The organism is Bacillus paramycoides (assembly GCF_038971285.1).
Lineage (GTDB): Bacteria > Bacillota > Bacilli > Bacillales > Bacillaceae_G > Bacillus_A.
Map to the genome: position 1 here is coordinate 3,127,304 of NZ_CP152427.1, position 23,546 is coordinate 3,150,849.

The 23,546-nt window shown below is 32.5% G+C and carries 14 protein-coding genes and 2 pseudogenes; 4 read left to right on the forward strand and 12 right to left on the reverse strand.

Going from position 1 to position 23,546, the window contains the following annotated elements:
• Positions 1–314: 314 nt before the first annotated feature.
• From AAG068_RS16105 to AAG068_RS16115, 3 genes are read left to right on the forward strand one after another with little or no spacing between them, the layout of a single operon-like run.
• Positions 315–1,823 (forward strand): spore germination protein, encoded by a 1,509-nt coding sequence (locus AAG068_RS16105; protein ID WP_342714953.1) that lies wholly within the window; start codon positions 315–317, stop codon positions 1,821–1,823.
• Entirely contained in the window at positions 1,810–2,913 is a 1,104-nt protein-coding gene (locus AAG068_RS16110) for a GerAB/ArcD/ProY family transporter (protein ID WP_342714954.1), read from the forward strand. The genes AAG068_RS16105 and AAG068_RS16110 overlap by 14 nt, the downstream gene beginning before the upstream one ends.
• Positions 2,910–4,037 (forward strand): Ger(x)C family spore germination protein, encoded by a 1,128-nt coding sequence (locus AAG068_RS16115; RefSeq protein WP_342714955.1) that lies wholly within the window; start codon positions 2,910–2,912, stop codon positions 4,035–4,037. Before AAG068_RS16110 ends, AAG068_RS16115 begins: the two co-directional genes overlap by 4 nt.
• 104 nt (positions 4,038–4,141) lie before the next feature.
• Here the strand turns inward: AAG068_RS16115 and AAG068_RS16120 are convergent, their stop codons facing one another.
• A complete protein-coding gene (locus AAG068_RS16120; protein ID WP_342719777.1) occupies positions 4,142–4,240 on the reverse strand; it encodes a helix-turn-helix domain-containing protein in 99 nt (32 codons plus the stop codon).
• Between the two features lie 518 nt (positions 4,241–4,758).
• On the opposite strand from AAG068_RS16120, the gene AAG068_RS16125 reads away from it, so the two are divergent.
• Positions 4,759–5,133 (forward strand): hypothetical protein, encoded by a 375-nt coding sequence (locus AAG068_RS16125; protein WP_342714956.1) that lies wholly within the window; start codon positions 4,759–4,761, stop codon positions 5,131–5,133.
• Between the two features lie 486 nt (positions 5,134–5,619).
• Here AAG068_RS16125 and AAG068_RS16130 read toward each other — a convergent pair whose 3' ends face one another.
• The 11 genes and pseudogenes from AAG068_RS16130 to hypF all read right to left on the reverse strand — a co-directional run bounded on the left by AAG068_RS16130 (position 5,620) and on the right by hypF (position 23,546).
• Positions 5,620–5,955 carry a hypothetical protein gene (locus tag AAG068_RS16130; protein WP_342714957.1) on the reverse strand — a complete coding sequence of 112 codons (336 nt, stop codon included), beginning with the start codon at positions 5,953–5,955 and terminating at the stop codon, positions 5,620–5,622.
• Between the two features lie 1,542 nt (positions 5,956–7,497).
• Positions 7,498–8,046, reverse strand: a pseudogene (locus tag AAG068_RS16135) (fascin domain-containing protein).
• A gap of 255 nt (positions 8,047–8,301) precedes the next feature.
• Entirely contained in the window at positions 8,302–10,911 is a 2,610-nt protein-coding gene (locus AAG068_RS16140) for a putative mucin/carbohydrate-binding domain-containing protein (RefSeq protein ID WP_342714958.1), read from the reverse strand.
• A 561-nt stretch (positions 10,912–11,472) separates the two neighbouring features.
• Positions 11,473–12,741, reverse strand: coding sequence for a glycoside hydrolase family 5 protein (locus AAG068_RS16145; RefSeq protein WP_342714959.1), 1,269 nt, complete (start codon positions 12,739–12,741; stop codon positions 11,473–11,475).
• Between the two features lie 319 nt (positions 12,742–13,060).
• Positions 13,061–14,407, reverse strand: a complete 1,347-nt coding sequence (locus tag AAG068_RS16150; protein ID WP_342714960.1) for an FAD-binding oxidoreductase — start codon at positions 14,405–14,407, stop codon at positions 13,061–13,063.
• Positions 14,408–14,910: 503 nt separating this feature from the next.
• Complete coding sequence (locus tag AAG068_RS16155) at positions 14,911–16,230, reverse strand: aromatic amino acid transport family protein (protein WP_342714961.1); 1,320 nt, start codon at positions 16,228–16,230, stop codon at positions 14,911–14,913.
• Between the two features lie 293 nt (positions 16,231–16,523).
• On the reverse strand, positions 16,524–17,414 hold the full coding sequence (gene sdaAA / locus AAG068_RS16160) for an L-serine ammonia-lyase, iron-sulfur-dependent, subunit alpha (RefSeq protein ID WP_342714962.1): 891 nt from the start codon (positions 17,412–17,414) through the stop codon (positions 16,524–16,526).
• A 22-nt stretch (positions 17,415–17,436) separates the two neighbouring features.
• Positions 17,437–18,135: an L-serine ammonia-lyase, iron-sulfur-dependent subunit beta gene (gene sdaAB / locus AAG068_RS16165; protein WP_342714963.1), complete on the reverse strand. Its 699-nt coding sequence runs from the start codon at positions 18,133–18,135 to the stop codon at positions 17,437–17,439.
• An 833-nt stretch (positions 18,136–18,968) separates the two neighbouring features.
• Positions 18,969–19,577 (reverse strand): annotated as a pseudogene (gene fic / locus AAG068_RS16170) (protein adenylyltransferase Fic).
• A 294-nt stretch (positions 19,578–19,871) separates the two neighbouring features.
• Positions 19,872–21,137, reverse strand: a complete 1,266-nt coding sequence (gene ectB / locus AAG068_RS16175) for a diaminobutyrate--2-oxoglutarate transaminase (RefSeq protein WP_342714964.1) — start codon at positions 21,135–21,137, stop codon at positions 19,872–19,874.
• 78 nt (positions 21,138–21,215) lie between these two features.
• Positions 21,216–23,546: a carbamoyltransferase HypF gene (gene hypF / locus AAG068_RS16180; protein ID WP_342714966.1), complete on the reverse strand. Its 2,331-nt coding sequence runs from the start codon at positions 23,544–23,546 to the stop codon at positions 21,216–21,218.

Consider the following 23,546-nt stretch of genomic DNA (forward strand, 5'->3'; position numbering starts at 1 on the left):
AATATGAAAAAAGAATTCTTCCTACAAAATTCAACTGATTAACTTAAAGACATCTAAATTACTACCTTAATTGCCCTCTATTGTTGACAACATATTTACCAACTATGAAAAAGAGCCTTACAAGGGTTCTTTTTTGTTATAATCATTCAAATTTCAATTCTATCTTGATACTTAGATTTCCACACAAATTACCTCTACTTTTTTACTCTCAATTATTAATTTCCATTCCAAATTTGTTTAAATTTGTGAATAAAATTCCCTCAACTAAAAATAATAAATACAACTAATCGTTATATATTAAAGAGGTGTCAATTTTGTCCTTAAATGAAGAGACCTTAGAAACTAAAACAGATAAAAACATTAAAAACATCCAAACAAGTAACTTAAAAGAACTTAAAAATACATTAAATAATATCTTTGATATTAGTGCAGATTTAATCGAACATCCTTTGCAATTAAAAACAACCACGAATATTTTACTATATTATTTTGAAGGCCTTACAGATGGTGTCGCTTTAAAAAGCAATGTTGTTACACCATTACTACAAGAAGTAAATGAAGACAGTCAAATATTTAATTCTAATATTATTGCTACTCATACCAAAATAGTATTTACATGGAATAAAATTAAAGAAGGATTACTTGAGGGTCAATGTGTTCTATTTATGGAAGGAGAAAAGCGGTCACTTCTAATAAATACAAAAGGCTGGGCAGAAAGAGCAATTCAAGAACCCATTTCAGAAGTTACTATTAAAGGCTCACATGATGGATTTATTGAGAATGCCACAAAAAATATAGGCTTAATTCGTCGATATCTTCCTTCAACAGAGTTAAAGATCAAAAAGCTGACGATTGGAGAACGAGCCACTTCAGTAGTTTATTTAATTTACTTAGGTGATGTAGCAAACGCAGATGTAGTCCAAGAAATAGAAACTAGAATCTGTAGAATTAAAACGGATGCAGTATTGAGTATTGGAGAACTATCTAATTATACAAAAGATCAAAATTGGACTCCTTTCCCACAAGCTTATTTAAGCGAACGCCCAGATGCCATTTCAAATCATATACTCGATGGAAAAGTAGCAGTGTTAATGGATAGATCCCCTGGTGCAATGATTGTTCCAATGAATTTAATTGGATTCTTTCAAACTCCAGATGATTATAATATTCATTGGCTCATTGCTTCATTTTTTCGCTTATTACGATTTGCAGGATTTATTATAGCTATTTTTTTACCGGCATTTTATATTGCTATAGTGTCTTTTCACTTTGAAATCATTCCTATAGATTTATACACTTCTATTGCAACGTCTAGAGTCAAAGTCCCTTTCTCTCCCTTATTAGAAGCTTTTATAATGGAAATCACACTAGAAATGCTACGTGAAGCTGGTATTCGCTTACCACAACCAATTGGACAGACCATTGGAATTGTTGGAGGGATTGTAATTGGACAGGCGGCTGTTCAAGCAGGTCTTGTGAGTAACGTTATGGTTATTATCGTATCTATTACAGCCATTGCATCATTTATTGTTTCTAATTATGATTTATCAAGTTCTATACGCCTTATTCGTTTTCCAATGATGTTATTGGCATACTTTTATGGGATTGTAGGTATCGTTAGTGGATTAATGCTCTTATTCGCTCATTTTGTTTCACTAACCTCCTATGGTTCACCATACGGATTGCCAATCGCGCCATTTCGGCTTCAAGAATTAAAAGATTCTTTTGTAAGATTTCCTATTTCTATGATTACCACCCGCTCGAGTACAGGACAGCCGAAACAAAAAAAGAAAAAAGAAGGTGGTTCGCATGGGGAATCTTAAATTCCAAAACATAACTTTATTTGAATTTATTATTTTCATTCATTCACTGCAACTTGCATCAGGTATGTTAATCATGCCAAGCCCACTTGCTACTACGGCTGGCACAGATGGCTGGATTTCTATCATTCTTGGCTGGATAACTACTTCTATAATCGGCGTATTTATTATATTATTGTTACAAAAAAATCCCAACAAAAATTTCTCACAAATCCTAAAAACGTACTTTGGTAAATGGATAGGGACAATTCTTTTTCTTTTATATGCCTTTTATCTATTTTTTGCTGGCTTTAATACTTTATTAAAGGCAACTGATATTGTAAAAGTGTGGATATTCCCTTCCACTCCTGCTTATCAAATCACCATATTATTACTATTACCTTTTATTATTTTGGCCCTGAGTGGGTTAAGGGCTCTTACTAGTTATTCTATGCTTGTTTTCTTCTTCACTACTTGGATGCCACTATTTCTTCTTTTTTCACTAAAGACTAACTACAACCCTTTACACCTATTACCTATTTTTAAAGATGGATTATACCCTATTCTAAAGGCAACAAAAGAAACCATTACTCCTTATGCTGGCTTAGAACTTGCATATTATATATACCCGTTCTTACAAAAAAAACAAAAAGCCATAAAAGGACTACTAATTGCGAATACTGGAACCATGTTTTTCTATCTATATGTGACTATTCTTTCTTATATATACTTTAGTCCGGAGGGGATAAAAGACGTAATCTGGCCAGTATTTCATCTGTTAAAAGGGGTTCGTTTTTCTTTCATGGAACGATTAGAAATTATATATATCGCTTACTATTTAATTGTATTTTCCACTACGATATATCCGTATTTATTTTTCAGTTTTAAATCTGTGACCATTTCACTTCAAAAAAACGCCCGCAATTGGGCGCTGCTTGCTTTTATGTTATTTATAGTTGGCCTATTTATTTTCCTAAATCCCGATGTGGATCAATATTTGTTTATATATTCTCTTATGGATATCTTTAATGTCGTTTTCTTTATTCTATTACCAATCTTATTTTTCGCTTACAGTATTCTTTTTACTTGGATTACTAGGAGGAAACAACTTTGATTCGAAAATGGATATGGATTGTAATTTGTTGTGTATATTTAATTGGTTGTAGTCAGAGAATTCCTCTTGAGAAGGTTTCATTAATCCTGTTAATTGGCTTGGATAGAACCCCTAATGGAGACATAAAAGTTGGAACAAGCATACCACTCTTTCATCATAAACAGCCAAAAAGCACTATAGAACATTGGACACAAGCATCTACTGTATATACTGGATTCAGTAAAATAGATACGAAGTTAACTGGCTTTATGACAGCTTCCAAAGCTGAAATCATTTTAATTGGGAAAAAATTAGCGCAAGAAGCAAATTGGTTGCAGGAGCTTGATTCCTCTTATCGTGATCCTTACGCTACTATTAATGCTAAAGTAGTACTTGTAGATGGACCTGCAGAAGAAATTTTTAAAATTCATAAGCCTAATAAACCATCACTTTCATCTTATATAAATGGTGTAATCGAATCCTCAATTCAAAATAACCAATCCGTCTCTTCTACAATTCAACAATTAATGAGAGAACAAAATGAAGAAGGCATGACGCAAACTGTTCCAATTATCAAAAAAACAAAGAATGAAATCGACACAGTAGGAATTGCATTTTTAAATCGCCGAGGGAAATATTTAACTCATATCCCTAAAAAAGATGTTAAATTTTTCAATCTTATAAATAAGCCAAAAAGTAACGGCCGAATGATACTACACCTTTCGCTTCCCCCTAAAAAATTTAACAAAAAAACAAACACTTCTATCTTCATACAGAACGCGAAAAGAAAGGTAGATGTTAATTTTCAAAACGGAAAATTTGTATTTAATTTCAATATATATGCTAATGTAGCTTTAATAGAAAAAACCAATCCGAATTTAATGAAGGGACACTATGATAATAAAAAAAATATAAATAATTTAAAAGGTGCTATTCAAAAAGAAGTTAATAATAATTTGCAAAATATATTGAATGAAATACAGCAAAATAGAATTGATCCAATTGGATTATCCCTATATGCTAGAGCTTTTCAATATAAAGAATGGAAAAAAGTAAAAGGAGATTGGTTGCAAGCGTTGGCAGAGGCTAAAATAAATGTAAAGACACACGTCAAAATAAAAGATACCGGGACCATAAGAAATTAGTCCAGAATTTGATCACATTTTTCAAAGGAATCACATATTGTTCTAGTGATTCCTTTGTTCTGAGAGAATAATGCCTTGCTTTAACAAAAATACAGTCTATGCAATTATTCACTTATTTGTTCTAGTTTTGAAATTGCTTGTGCTTGATTTGGATAGATACAAAACTTATAGGCTTTATTGATCATCATTTCATTCACTTCCATTTCGGCATATAACAATTACAATTCAAACATACATTCGGTAGATAGTAAAGTAACACTTTCTGTATGTCGAACAATTAAGATGGCTTCCTGCCATCCCTTGTTCGAAGCCAATTCATCTCCCACCTACTCACTGCGCTGTGCCCCTTCACGCTTCTTGAGGAAGGAGTCTTCTTGGCTAAAATGATAAAAACTCAAAAAAAGAATTCACTTTTCAAATTCAACTTATCGAATCAATTATTGTCTAATAATACCACATCATCTTTATCAACTCATTTTAGAATATTTGAACAATAATCTCATATACAAGCTCTGCATAAATTATTCATTTTCATTTATATAAGGCCTACATTTTTACTTCTGATAAATTATTAAACATTGAATTATTATACACAAACTAAAAAACACGAGGTATTTTGTAGAATTTTGTCTATCAATATGTATGTACACCCTTATGTAGTGGATATAGACTGTGAGGTGTAAGGAGGTACCTTACAAAATAATGAAAAGGAGATTATAAAATGATTAGATTAACGAAAGTCTCAAAGTTAGCATTTGCAACATTAATTGTGGGAAGTAGTTTAAGCGTCTTTGTGTCGTCACACAGTGTACAGGCTGACACCTTAGATCATAATTACCAAGACACTCAAAAATTCATACCACCTTCTAATGCTAGGCAAACATTGGAACAAAAAAACAATATTGTTCCAGAATCAAAAGTTATTAAAAACCATTATGTAAAATATTCTAAAGCACATTTCCAAACTAAAGAAAGTATACCAAAAGAGATTTATTATTCTTCAGAAGGTTTTAAGGGCTTTATACAGGCAAGTAACGTTATGGATATGGGAGATCATTTCATAACGTTATATTCTGGAACTGTTATTCGATGTTAGATGTTTAATTCTACCTCTCCAAATGCTTATAACAATCAATAGCGTCCTGCCAATACTTGTAATAGCTATTGTTCAAAAAATAAACCACAAAATCTTTTGATTTCATGGTTTATCAAATATAAAGATAATGCTAAACGAATACTCTAACATTACCTTCCCCAAAGTTAATTATAGAGTATTTTCCACAAAAAGACACTCTTGTAGTGTCTTTTTTATATTATTTTGAATTACTCCCATCTTACTTTTGTTAAACTCATATATGTAATAATGCATATTTTTTGATTGCATATTATGATATGCTCTCATTGTGAGCTGATACATAATTTCTTTAGATTGGAAAACTAAAAACTCGTTTACCCAATTTTTGGGCGCCTTATGGCGTCTTTTTTTTTGCTGTTGAAGTAAAAAACAGGACCGGAATATCGTTGTTTAAAAAAATTGTATACTTTAACAAGAATTTCTCCTACTAACCTTTATTTTTTGCGGCTATTTATTTGTTTCAACATAATAATTTTTCATCTCGTATATGCAATAGATAATGATAGCTAAACTCCAACTGACGCCATAGTAATTATGTGTGTAGAAGTCATAACCTGCCTTAATACCTTTTTCCATTACAACTAACGTAAATCCTAACGCCACCAACTTATTAATTTTCATCTTAATATACGTTATCGCTATAATTATTAAAAATAAAGTATTTGTAAGGTAGTTTATCATTAACTCATATTTTTGAATGTATACTGCCATTATACAAGCAACGATATTAGTCGCAATGCCCAAGGCAACCACGGCTCCCCAAATCCTGTCTGAAATTCCCACTGCTGATTCAGTCCCTTCCTTAATCACATTCTTTTTCTTAATTCGTTCCTACACCCTATTCAAGGTATGCTGTATTATCCTTGTCTGATGAATATCTAATTATCTTTTCATATAGAGCAAACAAAATTTCCACTCATAATTTTTTCTTTCTTAGGCAAACTAGGGTTAAGCCGTTTGAACTAGCGGCTTCACTCTTCTGGTAATGGGATAGTAAATTTATAGTAATTGACTAACTCATTCAGTCCATTGGCACTGGCAGGCGACAAAATTGTTGTCTGCCATTTTCATGTATACTTTTTCTGATTCCATTCCAAACCATATGCTTGCTGTACTGCTTTTGAAAAGAACGGTATTTGATTTTTGAATCAGTAAAAAAGATATAGCTCAACTTTTGGTATAGGACTATTTCTTTTTACATACACTATTTTTGAGCCTTTTTACCAATACGTGTTCTATTGGGTGTCTTGAATTCCTCCTAAAAAGGGCGGTAGATACGACTGCATGCCCTTTTATTTATATTGCTGTTCTATATCCAATACAACAATTGAAAACTAAAGATGCACTATTACATATTTTTTTCAGTTCAGATTATGTTAAAATTTCTTAAGTTGTTTATTTCATATTTGAATTATGGTTTCATATCTAATTCAGCAATATGTGAGCTGTACCCCAAAAGAAAAGACACTCAAAAGGTGTCTTTTCTTCTTTTAATTTAAAAAACATTTTTCTTTTTCAGGAAGATTCAACTATTTCACTAACCTAAACCTCTTATTTAAAGACAATTTGATCATGGTGCTCAAGATTTTCCGTCTATATCAACATGTAAATTGTTCACTTCCAAATCATATTTCCACCACTATATTTGCTTTCTCAAAGATCTTCTGTCTTGTTCTTAATTTTGTCAAAATCCTCATATAGCTATACAAAAAATATATGCTATTATGTTTTTAAGAAACTATGCGTTCCCTTAACCCTGTATCCGGCCCTGTATCTTTTACAGGGTCTTTATTTACTTTCGGCTTATAAGAGTTAATACACACCCCATTTCAATTAAAATCGTTTAAATGTTAGTTAGAATTTGAAACGATAAATCTATTAGCTTTTTTGACAATTGTAATCTAATACTAGATTTCTAGATGTATACTACACTAAACATCAGTTAACACTATATACATAGTGTTAACTATCTTAATTGAATATTAATAATAGTAAGTATAAAGATTATCAATTTACTATATCTTACATTTATGTAAAAATAGATGTATGTTAAGCTTTTTCAAAATCTTTCCCCTAATAAAGATTTGAAGTAGCATTTCATGATTCTCCTTACTGTTAATATGCCTTGAAAAAGAACCCAATAGGGTTCTTTTTCTTCTCATTACATCCTCAATAATTACTTATTTAACATACAAAAAGGACTGACAATTACTTGCAATCCTTTTTACACCTTAATATACACTTGTATTAAGTACTTAAATCTTTATTTAGCATGCATATGAACTAAACCATTCATTATTATTTATATATAAAACACTTCAGAATTTAGAAATACACAATAACAAATCTTTCCCAACTTCCAGCTACATAACTATTAGCAGTTAATTCTCTACCACCATTTGCTGATATAAATCTACCATTACTTAACGCTTGTAATACATATATCCTATTGTCTCCACCATTATATAAGATAAATTTTTCCCATGCCCCAATTGATGTACGATCTGCTACTACTCTACCATTTGGCTCAAACGAAACGTATTTTCCATTACTTTTCGCTTTTAAAGCAAACGTATATAATTCCCCAGTCGGAATTAATTCGAATTTCTCCCATTCATTAACTGCATTACGATTTGCTACTATATTGCCCGATGGCTCAGCAGACACATATTATAAATTTGCAGCTTGTATAGCAACAGTCCAGCTTCCATTAAATAGATTCACACCTTTTAGTGAACTTACATTTGATTGGTTGGCTGCCAATGCATCATTTGATGGGGTTATCATCATTATCATTAAAACTATTGGCAACACCATTAAAACTAACTTTTTAAAGATATTATTACCATTTGCATGAGTTATGAACCTCTTCATTCCCATTCCCCCCTTAATATATAGCACTCATATACACCATACCGAATATGTAAAATATTGTAACTAAAGAGAGTCTTTATCAACAAATACCTTATTATTCTGTTTCTTTTTTCTCAAATCTATAGCATCTAAACACCACTCGGTCCTCAAACATATTTTTAAAATTAATTTCACTTTATTTTAAATAATAGCCAAATAACCGTTCATAATGAACGGCTATTAAGCATCTAACTAATAATTTGAATATTTTTCATGTTAATCTATTTTGTTTAATCCCGTTGAAGTAACTTGATAGATTCTTTTTTTGCCTATATATTCTTGTTTATTATTCTCAAGGTTAGTAAGTGTAGCCCGAGCCTTTTCATTCACTGCTTCCCCTTCTATATGGGTAAACTCAATATAATCTCCCACTTTGACTGGCACAGTTTGGCTTTCAGCAGTTTGCTGTCTATTTCCCACTATTTCCTTATTGTACACAACACTACCGGATGAATTCTGTACTTTGATACTCGCATACGTATTATTAAAATAAGAATGTGGTACGCCTGCTTCTAAATTCACCTGCATTTTCTCTGTTACCCTATTATAATTTACTTTTGCAATTTCTCTATCACTATATCCTTTTAAAGACCAACTAAATTGATTTCCATCTAAAACCGTTGTTTTTGGCATTTTTTCTACTTTCTTCAGACCTTCTTTTGTAATTTCGTACATTGCTTTTTTTCCAAAGCTTTCTTGTTTACTATTATCTACATTTGTTAAAGTAGCTCTATGCACACCTTCTAGATGTGTTAACTCAATATAATCTCCTACTTTAACTGGAACTTTTTGCGATTCAGCATTTTGTTGTTTATTTCCATAAATATCTTTATTGTATACTACTTTGCCTGATGCATTTTGCACTTTAATACTCGCATATGTTTCATTAAAATAATGATGCGGTACGCCTACTTTTAAGTCCACTTGCATTTCTTCAGCCGACTTATTGAAATTGATTTTAGCAAACTCAAAATCACTTATTCCTTTTAGTGACCATGCAAATTGATTTCCATCTAAAATTGTTGCTTCTGGCATTTTTTCTACTTTTTTCAGGCCTTCTTTTGTAACTTCGTACATTGCTTTTTTTCCAAAGCTTTCTTGTTTACTATTATCTACATTTGTTAAAGTAGCTCTATGCACACCTTCTAGATGTGTTAACTCAATATAATCTCCTACTTTAACTGGAACTTTTTGCGATTCAGCATTTTGTTGTTTGTTTCCATAAATGTCTTTATTGTATACTACTTTGCCTGATGCATTTTGTACTTTAATACTCGCATATGTTTCATTAAAATAATGATGCGGTACGCCTGCTTTTAAGTCCACTTGCATTTCTTCAGCCGACTTATTGAAATTGATTTTAGCAAACTCAAAATCACTTATTCCTTTTAGTGACCATGCAAACTGGCTTCCTTCTAAAATATTATTTGCATTAGGCACATCTGGTTTAATTGGATTAGAATCCGTCCCCTTCCAAATCTCTGCTGTTAAAATCGGATATCCTAATGCAGCCACTTTTTGAATGGTATCATTATTTGGACGTAATCCCCACTTCTCAAAGAAAGGCATCAAATTTTGTTTGGCTACTTTTGATGCTGAAATCATAAATAATTGTTTTTTATTTTCATCAGTTTGTGGAAGTTCATTAGAAGGCATATCTCTATACAATTGATGCAGTTTAGGATAGAAGTCTTCTCCATATGCTAATTGTAGTTGCCAAAGCATAACAAGCTTAACAAAAACATCACTAACTTCGTCATAATTTTTATTAGGTTGTTCTAAGTATTGAAATGCCTTAGTATACGCACCCTCTTGTTGCAATCTAAAAGGTTGATTAGATGTAAATGCTTTTTCTACAGAAAGGCTGTAAATATTATTTTGTACTTCTGTCATATTATAAAACTTCCATGGTGATTGCTGTCTCAAATGCCCTGCCTCATGCCAAGGACCCCAACCATCTTTTATAAATTTATTAATATCTAACACGTATTGAATTGCATCTCCTACATATGCAGTTCGATAAGAAGTCGCATACATATAATAATCTGGTGAATGATTTTCTTCTACGTAATGAATATAATGCTTGTCTGCTTGTTCTTCGGATAATCCAGCTACTTTGTCTTGAATTCGGGTAGCTTCATCCATCTTTTTTAAGAGTTGTACAGGATCTGTATTAGAACCTAGCAAATATTTCTTAACACGTGCAGGGCTGGCCGTAATTAATACACGTTCTCCTTTTAGCTCCACTGCATGTGCATTTGGATATTGGTTCAGCATGTCTATTAAATCTTGTTTTGTATGCTTGCCTAGTTCAAAGAGAGGAGTAGTCGTTCCACCAGTTGTGACCATTGTTCGAATGGTACCACCTTGTTGTTTATTGTAAAAATAAATCATTCCTCCATTTGGCGATTGGATTGTGTTTATACCTGGTTTTAATGTAAATGATTTTATTTTAGAATCTTCTCTCCAAGAAGCATCATACGAATACGTTCCAATGTATGCTTGAATATTTTGATTTCCTTCTACATTAATCGTTATTTGTTCATTTGGCTTTGCATATAAACCAGTCGGTTCATATGGACTAAATGCCATACTTTTTCTTTCCTGTTGTTTCAGTACCTCAACATCCCCTTTTCCTGGAACTGTATACGTTCTGTTTTCTGATTTAACTGACTTTTCATCTTGAAGTGATGTCGATATTTTATTTTGCTGCTGCGTTTCCTCTGCAATGATATCTGTTGTAGAAATTATTCCAGTTGCAAGCATAGTTACTGTAGCCGTGGCTGCAAGTATTTTTCTAGTTTTATGTTTTGAATTATTCCCCATATTAACTCCCCCATTTTTCCTTAATGCACTTAAGGATTTTTGTTTTTTATGTTTTTACACCCCAAGCTATTCATGCTATCTATGTTGTATCTTTTAGTCTATTTTTTCTCATAATAATCTCCTTTTCTTTATTTATCATTGTATACAAATACTATTTGATGACACATTAAATAACAACTTTACGATAAACTCATCAATAACAAACTATTATGTTTTGATTCAACACCCATAACTTCCATCTAATTGTATAAATGTATTCATTCGGCGAAATAAGTAAATAAATTTCAACATTTAAAGCTTATAATCTAGCGAAAAATTCATAAAAATTTTTTAACTTCAATGGTTGAAATAATTGCAACCACATTTATTTAAACTTCCTTAACTTTTTTCTAAACTATTCTCTAAGAATCTTGTTGTTTTTTGTAAATAAACCAGGTTGCTACTCTATATGTAAAAGAAAGGCGGAATCTTTAATATGACTCCGCCTTTTTTGATATCAAAAACATCTAACTCTATTTGAATTAAATGCTTACATTTAGTTCTTAAACCAAACTTTCCAAACTACTTATGCCCCTGTAAATCTTTTTTTATCACATCCCAGAGTGAATTATCTTGACGTATCGGTTTACCCTCTTCGTCCCATTTTATTTTTCCTGTTCCTAATTCATAATTCATTCCTGTCCATGTATCTTCACGAAATGCATAGAATGATTTATGCCAACCTTTTTGATTGAAGATAGAAATAAGATCTTGCATGTATTGAGTAGCTCCTGGAACAGTACGGTTAATTCCAAATTCCTCTGCAATAATTCGATTAGATGGTACATGATTTTTCTTAGACCATTGTTCAATCGACTTTAAAAATTTCTCTAATCCCTGTTTATTCCACATTACAGGTTTCTCTAAATCCCCTACGTTTACTAGTCCTGGATATTGATATTCCTTGTTTTGTTTTTCACCTTGACTCGTTAATTCATATGGTTCATACATATGAAATGCGTATAGTGTTTTTTTATCCTCTACTGGGTTTAAATATTTAAAAGCCCATGGAGTAGCATATAAACCTGAATCTAAAATAACCGGTGTTTCTTTGTCCACTTCACGAATAGAGTTAATCACCTTTTCATAGAATCTGTTTAAATCCGCTGTCGTTCCTTTCACTTTTTTATACCATTTCTCGTAATCTTCCGTCCAAAAATCATTATATCTATTATTTTTAGCTGTTTCTGGATGTGGTTCATTTATAATATTATAACCAACCACTGCGGGATGATCTTTTAGTTCCAAAGCTAAGTCTTTCCAGAATTGACTTGCTTGTTCTTGATACTTCTCTTCTTCCCATATTCTGTCGTCATTCTTGTTATTATTAAATTGGCGCCACCGATCACCAGGCAAAGATAACATTGTAAGAACAACTTTCATTCCCTGTGATTGTGCGGCATCTAAATCCTCTTTTAATTTTTCTAGATCCTCCTTTACTAATCCCTGATAGTTATCTGCACTACCTATCAGAAAATCCTTTCCAGAGGTATCCGGTTTATCCTCAAATAAAAAATCTTTATCCTTTGCCCATTTATCAGGTGCTAAACGAACATATTCAATATTAGCTTCTTTTGCACTTTTATAGTTCTCGGGTAATGACGTACTATTCATGAAATTAGTACCCTTCCTTTTCGAATCCCAAAAACTAATTTTTGAATCGCTCTTGTAATAGGTATCAGCTTTTACATTCATTTCCTGTACTCCAAAACTCATCATGCCTAACAACGCAACAATTGGTAAAATTTTTTTCACAACTTTTCCTTCTTTCTCTTTATATTTTACACACATAACATACCTTTGTTTTGTTACAGGAATATGGCAATTTTCCAAAAATACCTTTTATGTTTATAAAAAGGAAGTTCATTCACGCATACAAAAAAGTGATAATTAGAAAGTTGCTTCATTTTCTAAAAAACAAAAAAAGGAACCCTTTACGGATTCCTTTTTGCCTTGCACTCTTTTTCAAATAGTGCATTTTTGCACCTACTTTTAGTATATCTTACAATTCCCATAAAATAAATAAGATTAAATGAGATTCACTTCTATTTTTTTCATAAATCATCATACTCCCTTCTAATTTTACAAATAAACAAATGTATTATTAATTCTATTTTTTATGTACAGGTGGAATGCTTTGTGGAAAATTGAAAATATCTTCTGGATCGTATTTAGCTTTCACTTGAGTCAACCGTTTGAAGTTTTCACCGTAATATAAATCTGACCAATCTTTCATTGAAAGATTTGGAGTGTTAACGTAGACACCTTTCGTAAAAGGAATCAATGCGTGACGAAAATCTTCTACCCAGCGAATCCCTTGTGCTGCGCCCTCAGGTTTGTCCCACGTGGAAAATAGCACCATATTCACTAGGGCTTTTCGATAAAAATAAGCAGTAGTTTCCTCGAATACTTCAGAAACAGTCCCACCTAAGCCCTGAAAAAATACGGAAACAGTAGAATTAGATGGAGCTTGATTTATAAAATGTTGAATCGTAGCAATACCTTCTTCAGGTAATAAAGTGTCCATAAAAGGTGCTACGCTTTTAAATGGAAAAGGAGTTGCAGGCTGATGATTGGATATTAACGTTATAGCTTCTAAATAAGACAGTTCTTTTATTTCTACTTTTATAGGTGATCCAATTTGGAGAAGTGGTTGTATCAATTTCTGTAAGTCTGTAACTGATCCATGGAAAATCCCATGCATCAACAAGGGGGCTGTCTTTTCTGACGACAATAATAATGTAGGGGTAAAGCGTTTATCAGAAGTAGGTAGAGTATACTTTTGCCATTCCTGTATAACGGCTTTTAAATCCTGGTGTCCCCAACTAACTTCAGCAAAACCAACTGTCTTAATTTCCTGAGTACGAAAGCGAAATGATGTACAAATACCGAAACTTCCGCCTCCACCACGTAAAGCCCAGAATAAATTAGGATGCTCCTGATCATTAACCTGCAATACACAGCCGTTAGCATCAACCATTTCTATTTCTACTACATGATCAAGTAGTAGTCCTAATGGTCTAGAAAGAATACCTTGCCCGCCACCTAAAGCTATTCCTGCGATAGCTGGTTTAGGACAAACCCCATTAGGAATAGCTAAACCTTCTTTCCCAAGAATCTCAGCTAACTGGAGATTTTTACAACCAGTTCCTACTGTAACAGTTTTTGATGTTGGATCTATTTTTATTTGATTTATCTCACTGACATCAATTACAATAACACCATCTAAAACTGACAAGCCTTCATAATTGTGACCTCCTGAACGTACTCGTATAGGTACGTTATTATGTAATGACCATCGTACTGCATTCACAACGTCTTGAGTATTTTGTGCAAAGACTATAACAAAAGGGAATCTATTAAAAAATGTGTTAAACGATTGACGTGCCGAATCATATTGTGCTTCACCAGGTGACACAATACGTCCTGTTAAACTTATATTTTCATCATAATGCATATAGAAACCTCACTCTCCGTGCAAGAATTTTTAATGCTATGATATTAATAGTATGCATGTAAAAAAAAGTAAGAAATACCAATTAACCTGGTAATTCTTACTTTTTTTATAAAATTTAATAATTCCTTTCGGCTTTTAAATCGACAAAAGCCGTTTTTGAGCCATTATTTTTACTATATGAGATATTGACGTATACCTACCAACCTAAGAATTCAGAAATACTCCAAAACAAAAACGAGCTTTTTTGTTACAAATTAGAAAAAATCTTGTTCTAGGGGTACTATAAAATTTTAGCTTGATGACGATGGGCGTACTTCAATATTTTAACTTGATGGGTATGGGCTTAACCTCATATAATCAAAAAAAGACAAACTATCCAAGGTGAATAATTTGTCCAAAACCATAATCTCTCTGGTTAAACAATATATACTTCAGTTCCGCTAAAAGTCTTTTATTCTCTTTTCATATCCTACTATTTTTGCATCTGAACTAACAATAGTGAATTAGAATAATGACTTAATACTTGCTAGAACAGTAAGTATTCCTATAACAATTACAAATACGTTACTCATTTTCCCTCTGTATTTTGCTAGTACTGGTACTTTACGAATCGCATACATCGGTAATAGACATAAGATAGCAGCGACTAACGGACCGCTAAGTGCATCAATAATTCCAAGAATACTTGGATTTGTATAAGCAACATACCAGCAAGTTAATACAACAAAAGTAAGAATCATTGTCTTAACTGTTTTCTCTCCTATATCTTTCCCACGTTTTTTACCGGACTTGATAATCATGTCACGCATTACCTCATACGCTCCTATATAATGGCCAAGGAAAGACTTTGTAATAGCCACAAATGCAATAATCGGAGCCGCAATCGTGATTACTGGTGAATTAAGCTCATTAGCAAGATATGATAGGATTGACAAGTTCTGTTCTTTTGCTACCTTAAGATCATCTGGAGTCAAACTTAAAGTACTGCTCCACACAAAGAACATAACAACAACGAATGTCATGATATAACAAACTTTTTGTATTTGAGCACATTTGGCATCAGTAGCGTCTATTCCATACGTAGCCCTCTGTTTCATAACAAATGACGAAATCATAGGAGAATGATTAAACGAGAATACTATGATTGGTAGTATCATCCAAATCATTCCAAAATATCCTGTTCCAGTTGAAGCAGTAGAAACACTTGAAAAACTTAGCATTGAAGTATTCCATTGTGGAATTAAAGATATTGCAATAAAAAGTAGAGAAGCAATGAAAGGATATACTAGCATGCTCATTATCTTTACAGTAATATCCTGACCAAAATTTAGTATAGTGATAAGACCGAGTACTAATACAAGTGATAAAATAGCCCTTGGAGGCTCCGGCATGTGCAATTGGTGTACAATAAAACTACTTGCAGTATTTGTAAGTGCAACCGAATACATCAGCACGATTGTATAAATGGAGACGAAATATACGATGTTAAAAATGATACTTGCTTTATTTCCGAAATACTCTCTTATTGTACCTGTAATCCCCTCTTCGGCAGAATTCGAAGCGTATATCATTTTAGCCAGCGCCCTATGTGAGTAATACATAACAGGATATGCAAGTATGGTAATTAACAGCAACGATAATAAACCACCTGAACCTGCATTAATAGGTAAGAAGAGTACTCCTGCTCCAATTGCTGTTCCAAATAGACTCAATGCCCATGTAGTATCTTGTTTATGCCATTTTTTAGGGTCTAGATATTTCTCATTTTTCCCTGTAGTATTATCAGCTTGAAATTCTATGTTTTTTGCAGTATTCTCATTCATATAATAATTCCTCCTTGTTTCCTATTCTTACGTCTTTATTTAAGGTATAGGAATATAGACCGTTCTTTAAAAATGAATTGTTTATAAATTGCGCCACATCGTATTTCATTCTTTTAAGTTGTTCAAAATCAAAAAATTAACGAAGCATCAACCTGACGAGTTTGTTACCACTTACAAAATGTTTCAATCATATAGTAGGATATATTATTGATAATTCCCCCAATATCTAGAAATCCTTAAGCGAACAATAGAGAATAGATTGTTAACTTTTTCACAATATAGACATTAACTGTTCATTGATTTGATTGTTTCTCCCCAAATATTTTATTTTTAATGACAATCCCTGTAGGTGTAGCCGCAATTCCACCTAAACCTGTCTCTCTTAATTCGCGAGGCATCTGTCTTCCAACTCTGTACATCGCTTCAATAACTTCGTCAGCATTGATGATATTGTTTACACCGGCTAATGCGATGTCCGCTGCTGCTAAAGCATTTGCCGTTCCAATGGCGTTTCTCTTTACACAAGGAATTTCTACCAAACCAGCGACCGGATCACAAACTAAACCAAGTAAATTTTGTAATGCAATCGAAAAAGCTTCAGAAGATTGCTGTGGCGTTCCACCTGCAGCTTCTACCGCAGCTGCAGCCGCCATAGCTGAGGCACTGCCCACTTCAGCTTGACATCCTCCATACGCTCCTGAAATACAAGCGTTGTTTGCTACTATCGTTCCAAATAACGCTGATGTGAATAGAAAATGTATCATATCTTCATGACTTAACTGCAACGTATCTTTAATACTAAATAGGACTCCCGGAATCGTCCCACTCGCACCTGCTGTTGGAGTTGCACAAATAGCTCCTAATGCAGCATTTACTTCATTAACGCCGATAGCACTTTGAATCCCTAACACCATCAAATCTCCAGAAAGAGTTTTCCTATTTTCTCGATAGTTTTTAATTTTAACTGCATCACCTCCGGTTAAACCGGTTGGAGAAAATACACCGTCGCCCTCGATACTTTTATTTATAGCATTTTGCATAGTCGCTAAATTTCGTTCCATTTCACTCCAAACTTCTTCATAAGAAGTTTTAGTTTGTTCGATTTCCTGTTCAATTGCTAATTTATAAATTGGTTTTTGACTTTTATTAGCTGCATCCACAATTTCTTTTATGGCCATATACATATTTTTTCACTCCTTAATGTAACTAAAGAATAATAAGATTAGCTATATTGCTTAAATTCCCTAATTCCTTCTGAGCATTACCAGGCAATAGCGAATCCAAAGCAAATGCATATAAATATTTTGTTTTATCTTTCAAACTATGAAAGTTGTTAATTTCAACATCATATTGTTTAAAGATCCTGCGTAAGACAAATTCAAAGTCAGCTCTTTCTGAAATCGCAATAATAACTGGCAATGGCCCCTGCAGTTCTAAGCTAAATCCGTCAATTTCAACATGTTTGACTTCAATCAATCCACCACCGACTGAAATACCCATCGTTCTAATACTTCGACTGTCATCCTCTAAATATATATCTGCCGTATTTGGATGACCGGCAGGACTATCACCTGATTTTTCAATAAAAGTAATGTCAATCCCTTTAGATTCTGCTATTTTAATAGCATCTGGCACTTTGCTGTCATCAGCAGCAAAGCCTAATATACCAGCAATTATTGCAAAATCAGTTCCGTGACCTTTATGTGTTTCAGCAAATGATTCATAATACTTTACCACAACTTTTTTTGGAAGACCTTGAAATAATTTATTAGCAACTGTTCCAATAGCCAAAGCACCTGCAGTATGTGAACTTGAAGGACCTATCATTATGGGCCCAATCACATCAAAACAACTTTTGTATTTAACAACCTTTTTTTCTTTAATAGATGCTACATTTATGTTCATATAAGCACCCCCATAGTTTATTATTTTTAATTGCTGTTGAATCTAAGTTATTAGAATGATCAATTCAAAACAAGACCCATTTGATAGCGCTTTCTTTATTGAGTTGAATAAACTTTCCTTTTGATCCACAACCCTTCATATAGTAATCATATCAGTATGTCCAATTTTAGAAACTTACTGGCAAGTTCTTTAGAATTTTTGAACCAAAACGAGGTTGATATTTTCTCTAGAGGTCATAAATTATCTCTCGACGCCCTCATTATAACTTGTATATTTATGAGTTCAATCTTTTTTTATTTTTAGAAAGATTGAATAGACAGAATTTTGAATGGGTAATAAATTACACTTAGTATGTAACAATTATGTCCTTTGTTTGAAGCTGTATTAGTTAATAGCAAAGCAAAAATAACACAGAGTTACTTTCATTAACACATTGATTATATTGGAAAATTATTATAAGAATACTTATATTGTCCTTGGTTGGAACATCATATTTTGGACGTGAAAGCTGTTACAATAAATGATTCATGTAGATGGAAAGGAATACACGAATCAAACATAAAACCATTAATGCGTATTAATTATTAATTATGCATAAATATTTATTATCAGAAAAGAGGAACTTCTTTTATGAATCTTAACATAAAGTAATACTTTAGCAGTATTCGCTACTTTAAATTAAATATATTCTTTTTATAAAGGTACAGCATTATGTCGGTTTTAGCGCAAATGAAAGATAAGTTTCATATAACAATATGGACTTTTTATACTGTTTTCATATGAAAATCCTCTTCATAACGCAAATAAAAAAGGGCTATTTCAGCCCTTTTTATTTATAAATCCTCTATATCATATTCGGTATATCCCTCATAATAGTAACTAATATCAATGCCTCTCATGAATACTGCACGGCTATTAATTTTATCTACTAGTGCATTTTGGAGTATATGCTTAATTTCAATATCTTTAATTGGGCTGCGTTCCATTGCCAGTAAATAATCTTCTTTATCAATTTTATTCCAGTCGACCACCTGTTGCATTTCATTCTTAAAGATTAAATCTAACCATATTCTAGTCTCTCTACCATTTCTTTCTCTAAAAAGGGGGGCAATATTCATTTCAACTTATTTCTCAACGATTTCATCAAAGGTTGTTTGTGGCATAGTGTTTATATGTTCTAGTGAATGACTTAGATACATAACAGGAGCAAATCGAAAGTTCCCCTTCGCTAGGTTAACCTTTCGAACCTTTCCAGCAAAGAAATAAATATCCTCAAATAGATAATTATGAATGTCAGAAAGACCCTTAAATGTGCCAACTTCTATGTGGTTTATTTCTCCTAAATCATATAAATCTTTGGCTTTCATTTTTGATAGTCGTTCTTCCACCCGATTCAATTCCAATTGATTTTTGATACCTAATTCATTTTCTAGCACGGTCATTCTCCTCTTTCTCTGCCATTAATTCATTTAGCATATCAAAATCTTCTTGTGGGGCTAAATTCTTGATGAAACTTCTAGCCATAGTCTTATAATTGAGTTATTTCGCTTATTCGGGATTACGTTTTTTATAGTTTTTGTGGCTTCATTTTGTACCTTGTTGTATGCCATTCTCTCCCTCACTTTCACATCTATAAGCATATTATATATTACTTAGTAATATATTTAAGCGAAAGACAAGCTAGAGCCGAAGCACTCTTCTTACCTACTTTGATGATATTTTTATTCATTACCTAGTTACTCTTTTATAATATTAAAAATACTTTCTTCTAACAATTCAAATCCATGACTTAAGCCTTCTATATCAATTGTTAAAGAAGGTAACAACTTAATTACTTCATCATTAGGCCCAGACGTTTCGATAATCAAACCATTTTCAAATGCAACTGAGCAAATCTTTTTAGCTATTCCAAAAGTATTACACACTATTCCCTGCATAAAGCCTCTTCCTCGAACTTCTCCTTGAAGCTGGGGATATTTCAAACAAATCCCATTAAGAAAGCTAGTGATTTTTTCACTTTTCCATTTTAATGCATTAATAAACTCTATATCTTGCCAATAATTCAATGCTTCTGTAGCTGCTAAAAATGCTAGATTATTCCCTCGAAACGTTCCATTATGTTCTCCTGGTTCCCACTTATCATATTCTGGTTTAATTAGTGTAATAGCCATCGGAAGGCCAATGCCACTTATAGATTTTGACAAACAAATTATGTCTGGTTTAATGTTCGCAAGTTCAAAGCTAAAAAATGTACCCGTACGTCCGCAACCTGCTTGAATATCATCAACAATCAATAATATATTATATTTTTTACACAATCTTTCAATTCCCTTTAACCATTGGGAGCTAGCGGTATTTAAACCACCCTCACCTTGAACTGTTTCTAGAATAATTGCAGCAGGTAAATCCACTCCACTTCCACTATCGCCTAATACTTTTTCTAAATATGATAAAGAATTAAGAGAATCTAAATAATTTTCATACGGCATGATAATACTATTATTTAGTGGTACTCCAGCACCCTTTCGCTTAAAATGATTACTCGTTATCGAAAGTGATCCTAAACTCATTCCATGAAAAGCATTAGAAAAACTTATGATATTTGTTCGTCCAGTCACCTTTCGAGCAATTTTCAGTGCACTTTCAACAGAATTTGTACCTGTTGGACCAGGAAACATAATTTTATAATTTAAATCACGTGGTTCCAAAATAATTTTGTTAAAGTGCTTTAAAAAATTCACTTTAGCACTTGTTCCCATATCAAGACTATGAATAATACCATCTTCTAAAAGATAATCTATTAATACCTGTTTCATTTTATCATCATTATGTCCATAATTAAGGGCACCAGCACCTGAGAAAAAGTCAATATACTCTTTTCCATCTACATCCCATAATTTATATCCTTTAGACTTAGTGAAGATCGTTGGAAAGCTTCTACTATAACTTCGAACTTGGGATTCCAGTTCATTAAATATATCCATTTTTGAACTAACTACCATAAAAGAGCACCTCCTAATTTTTCGTTTTTACTATACTCACAAAGAATAATGAAAAGTTATATAATTGCTATTGTAAATTTATACCGAATGCATTTCTTTATAGCGATGAGCTGCTATTGCTGCTTGACCAAGAGAGATTCCCCCATCATTGGTAGGTACTTGTTTGTGCATGTAAACCTCGAATTTACAAGCCTTAAGTGACTTATATGTTTCTACAAGTAAAAACTTATTTAAAAATACTCCCCCACTAAGAACTAGTGTATTAATCCCTGTTTCTTGACGAATTTGTTTACAGGTTTCTGTAATCATTTGAACCATTGTATAATGAAAACGATAGCTCAATTCACCCTTGGTATACTTATTTTTAAGTATCAAAGATACCAACTCTTTAAACATAGGTTTTATATCAATTTTTCTAATTCCATTCGAAGCAACTATTTCATAAGATAATAAAGGATTGGAAGAATTATTGATATCAATCGCTTGCTCCAACTCAATAGCAGCCTGCCCTTCATATTGGACTGTTTCACGGACACCCAATAGTGCTGAAACAGCATCAAAAAGCCTTCCCATACTTGAAGTAAGAGGAGAATTAATTCCTTTTTGAATCATTTTTATAAGTACATCTAGTTCAAAATTATTTCGCTCTGAAATTATCTTTATTGGTAATTCTTTGACTTGTTCACCATATATTTGCGTCAATATTCCTAAAGCAATTCTATACGGTTCTTTAACAGCTTTATCACCGCCTGGCAGCTGAAAGTAATCGATATATGCCGCTCTTTCATAATTAAGAAAATCACCGATTAAAAATTCTCCACCCCAAATATTCCCATCATCACCATAACCCGTACCATCTAAAATAACTCCTAAAACAGGACCATCTAATTGATTATCAACCATACAAGAAGCCATATGGGCATGATGATGCTGAACCTGTATAACTGGTAAAACTTTTTGATCAAATGCATATTTTGTACTATAAAAATCAGGATGAAGATCACTTGCAATTACAGAAGGACTGATTTCAAAGATTTTTTGTAAGTGAGCTATAGTATTTTTAAACGATTCATAAATTTTATAGTTTTTTAAATCGCCAATATGATGACTAATAAAAGCTTTTTCACCTTTAGTTAAGCAAATCGTATTCTTTAATTCTGCTCCTAAAGCTAGTACATTAGTTGATCCTTCTTTAAAATCAATTGGGTTTGGTACATAACCTCTAGCGCGACGAATTATTTGTAGTTTTGTTATTTCATCATCTAAATCAATACCCCTAACAATAGAGTCATCTACTCTAGTGAATATCTCCCTATTGTGTACTAAATAATAATCTGCAATTCCTTTTAGCTCCTCAATTGCATCTCCATCTTTATATACAATTGGTTCATCAGAAACATTGGCGCTCGTAGCTATTAATGCAATAAAATTCTCTCTTAAAATGAGATGATGAAGTGGTGTATAGGCTAACATTACCCCATAGGTATTATTATTAGGTGCAACATCTGAAGAAATATACTCATTTTTCTTTTTGTTCAATAGCACAATTGGTCGTTCTTTAGATACTAATAAAGCTTCTTCATTTTTTGTTATTTCAGCAAAATTTTTCACATCATCTAATTGAGATGACATTAAAGCAAAAGGTTTTTCATCCCGTTTTTTTCTTTTTCTTAATTCTTTTACAACTTCATGATTCATTGGATCTACAACTAAGTGATATCCACCTAACCCTTTAATAGCTAGGATTTTCCCCTTTTTTAACAAATCAATTGTTTTTTCTATTGGATTATCAGTGGGGACATTTGTACCATCTGCTGTTTTCAATTGAACTTGTGGTCCACATTTCCAGCAAGCATTTGGTTGTGCATGGAATCTCCGATCCAATATGTCTTTGTATTCTTTATCACACTCTTTGCACATAGGAAATTTTACCATTGTAGTATACGGTCTATCATAAGGAATATCTTTTATTATTGAATATCTAGGTCCACAATTTGTACAATTAATAAATGGATAACGAAACCTTCTATTCGTTGGATCAAATAATTCTTCTAAACATTCATTACATACATAAGTATCAGGAGATATTAAAGTTTGCCTACTGCTATGTTTTTGGCTACTCAAAATATCAAAAGAGCTATAACGATTATTAGATTCTTGTTCCTCTATCAATTTAACCTCTTGCACATAAGCCAATTCTGGGGAATTAAATTCTATGTCATGAATAAAATGCGTAATATTATTTTGTTCCCCTTCTACTTCTATAAGCACTCCATTTGAATCATTTAACACCCATCCGTTTAGATGATACTTTTTTGCTATTCTATATACGAAAGGTCTAAAACCAACACCTTGCACAATGCCTTTAACTTGATACTTTTTTATAAACACATTTATTACCTTTTTCAT

What these genes read in the sequence shown, in the direction of transcription:
- AAG068_RS16110 (WP_342714954.1), top strand. Translation starts at nt 1,810, where the DNA reads ATGGGGAATCTTAAATTCCAAAACATAACTTTATTTGAATTTATTATT.
- AAG068_RS16120 (WP_342719777.1), bottom strand. Translation starts at nt 4,240, where the DNA reads ATGGAAGTGAATGAAATGATGATCAATAAAGCCTATAAGTTTTGTATC.
- AAG068_RS16125 (WP_342714956.1), top strand. Translation starts at nt 4,759, where the DNA reads ATGATTAGATTAACGAAAGTCTCAAAGTTAGCATTTGCAACATTAATT.
- AAG068_RS16140 (WP_342714958.1), bottom strand. Translation starts at nt 10,911, where the DNA reads ATGGGGAATAATTCAAAACATAAAACTAGAAAAATACTTGCAGCCACG.
- AAG068_RS16145 (WP_342714959.1), bottom strand. Translation starts at nt 12,741, where the DNA reads ATGTGTGTAAAATATAAAGAGAAAGAAGGAAAAGTTGTGAAAAAAATT.
- AAG068_RS16150 (WP_342714960.1), bottom strand. Translation starts at nt 14,407, where the DNA reads ATGCATTATGATGAAAATATAAGTTTAACAGGACGTATTGTGTCACCT.
- AAG068_RS16155 (WP_342714961.1), bottom strand. Translation starts at nt 16,230, where the DNA reads ATGAATGAGAATACTGCAAAAAACATAGAATTTCAAGCTGATAATACT.
- sdaAA (WP_342714962.1), bottom strand. Translation starts at nt 17,414, where the DNA reads ATGTATATGGCCATAAAAGAAATTGTGGATGCAGCTAATAAAAGTCAA.
- sdaAB (WP_342714963.1), bottom strand. Translation starts at nt 18,135, where the DNA reads ATGAACATAAATGTAGCATCTATTAAAGAAAAAAAGGTTGTTAAATAC.
- ectB (WP_342714964.1), bottom strand. Translation starts at nt 21,137, where the DNA reads ATGGTAGTTAGTTCAAAAATGGATATATTTAATGAACTGGAATCCCAA.
- hypF (WP_342714966.1), bottom strand. Translation starts at nt 23,546, where the DNA reads ATGAAAAAGGTAATAAATGTGTTTATAAAAAAGTATCAAGTTAAAGGC.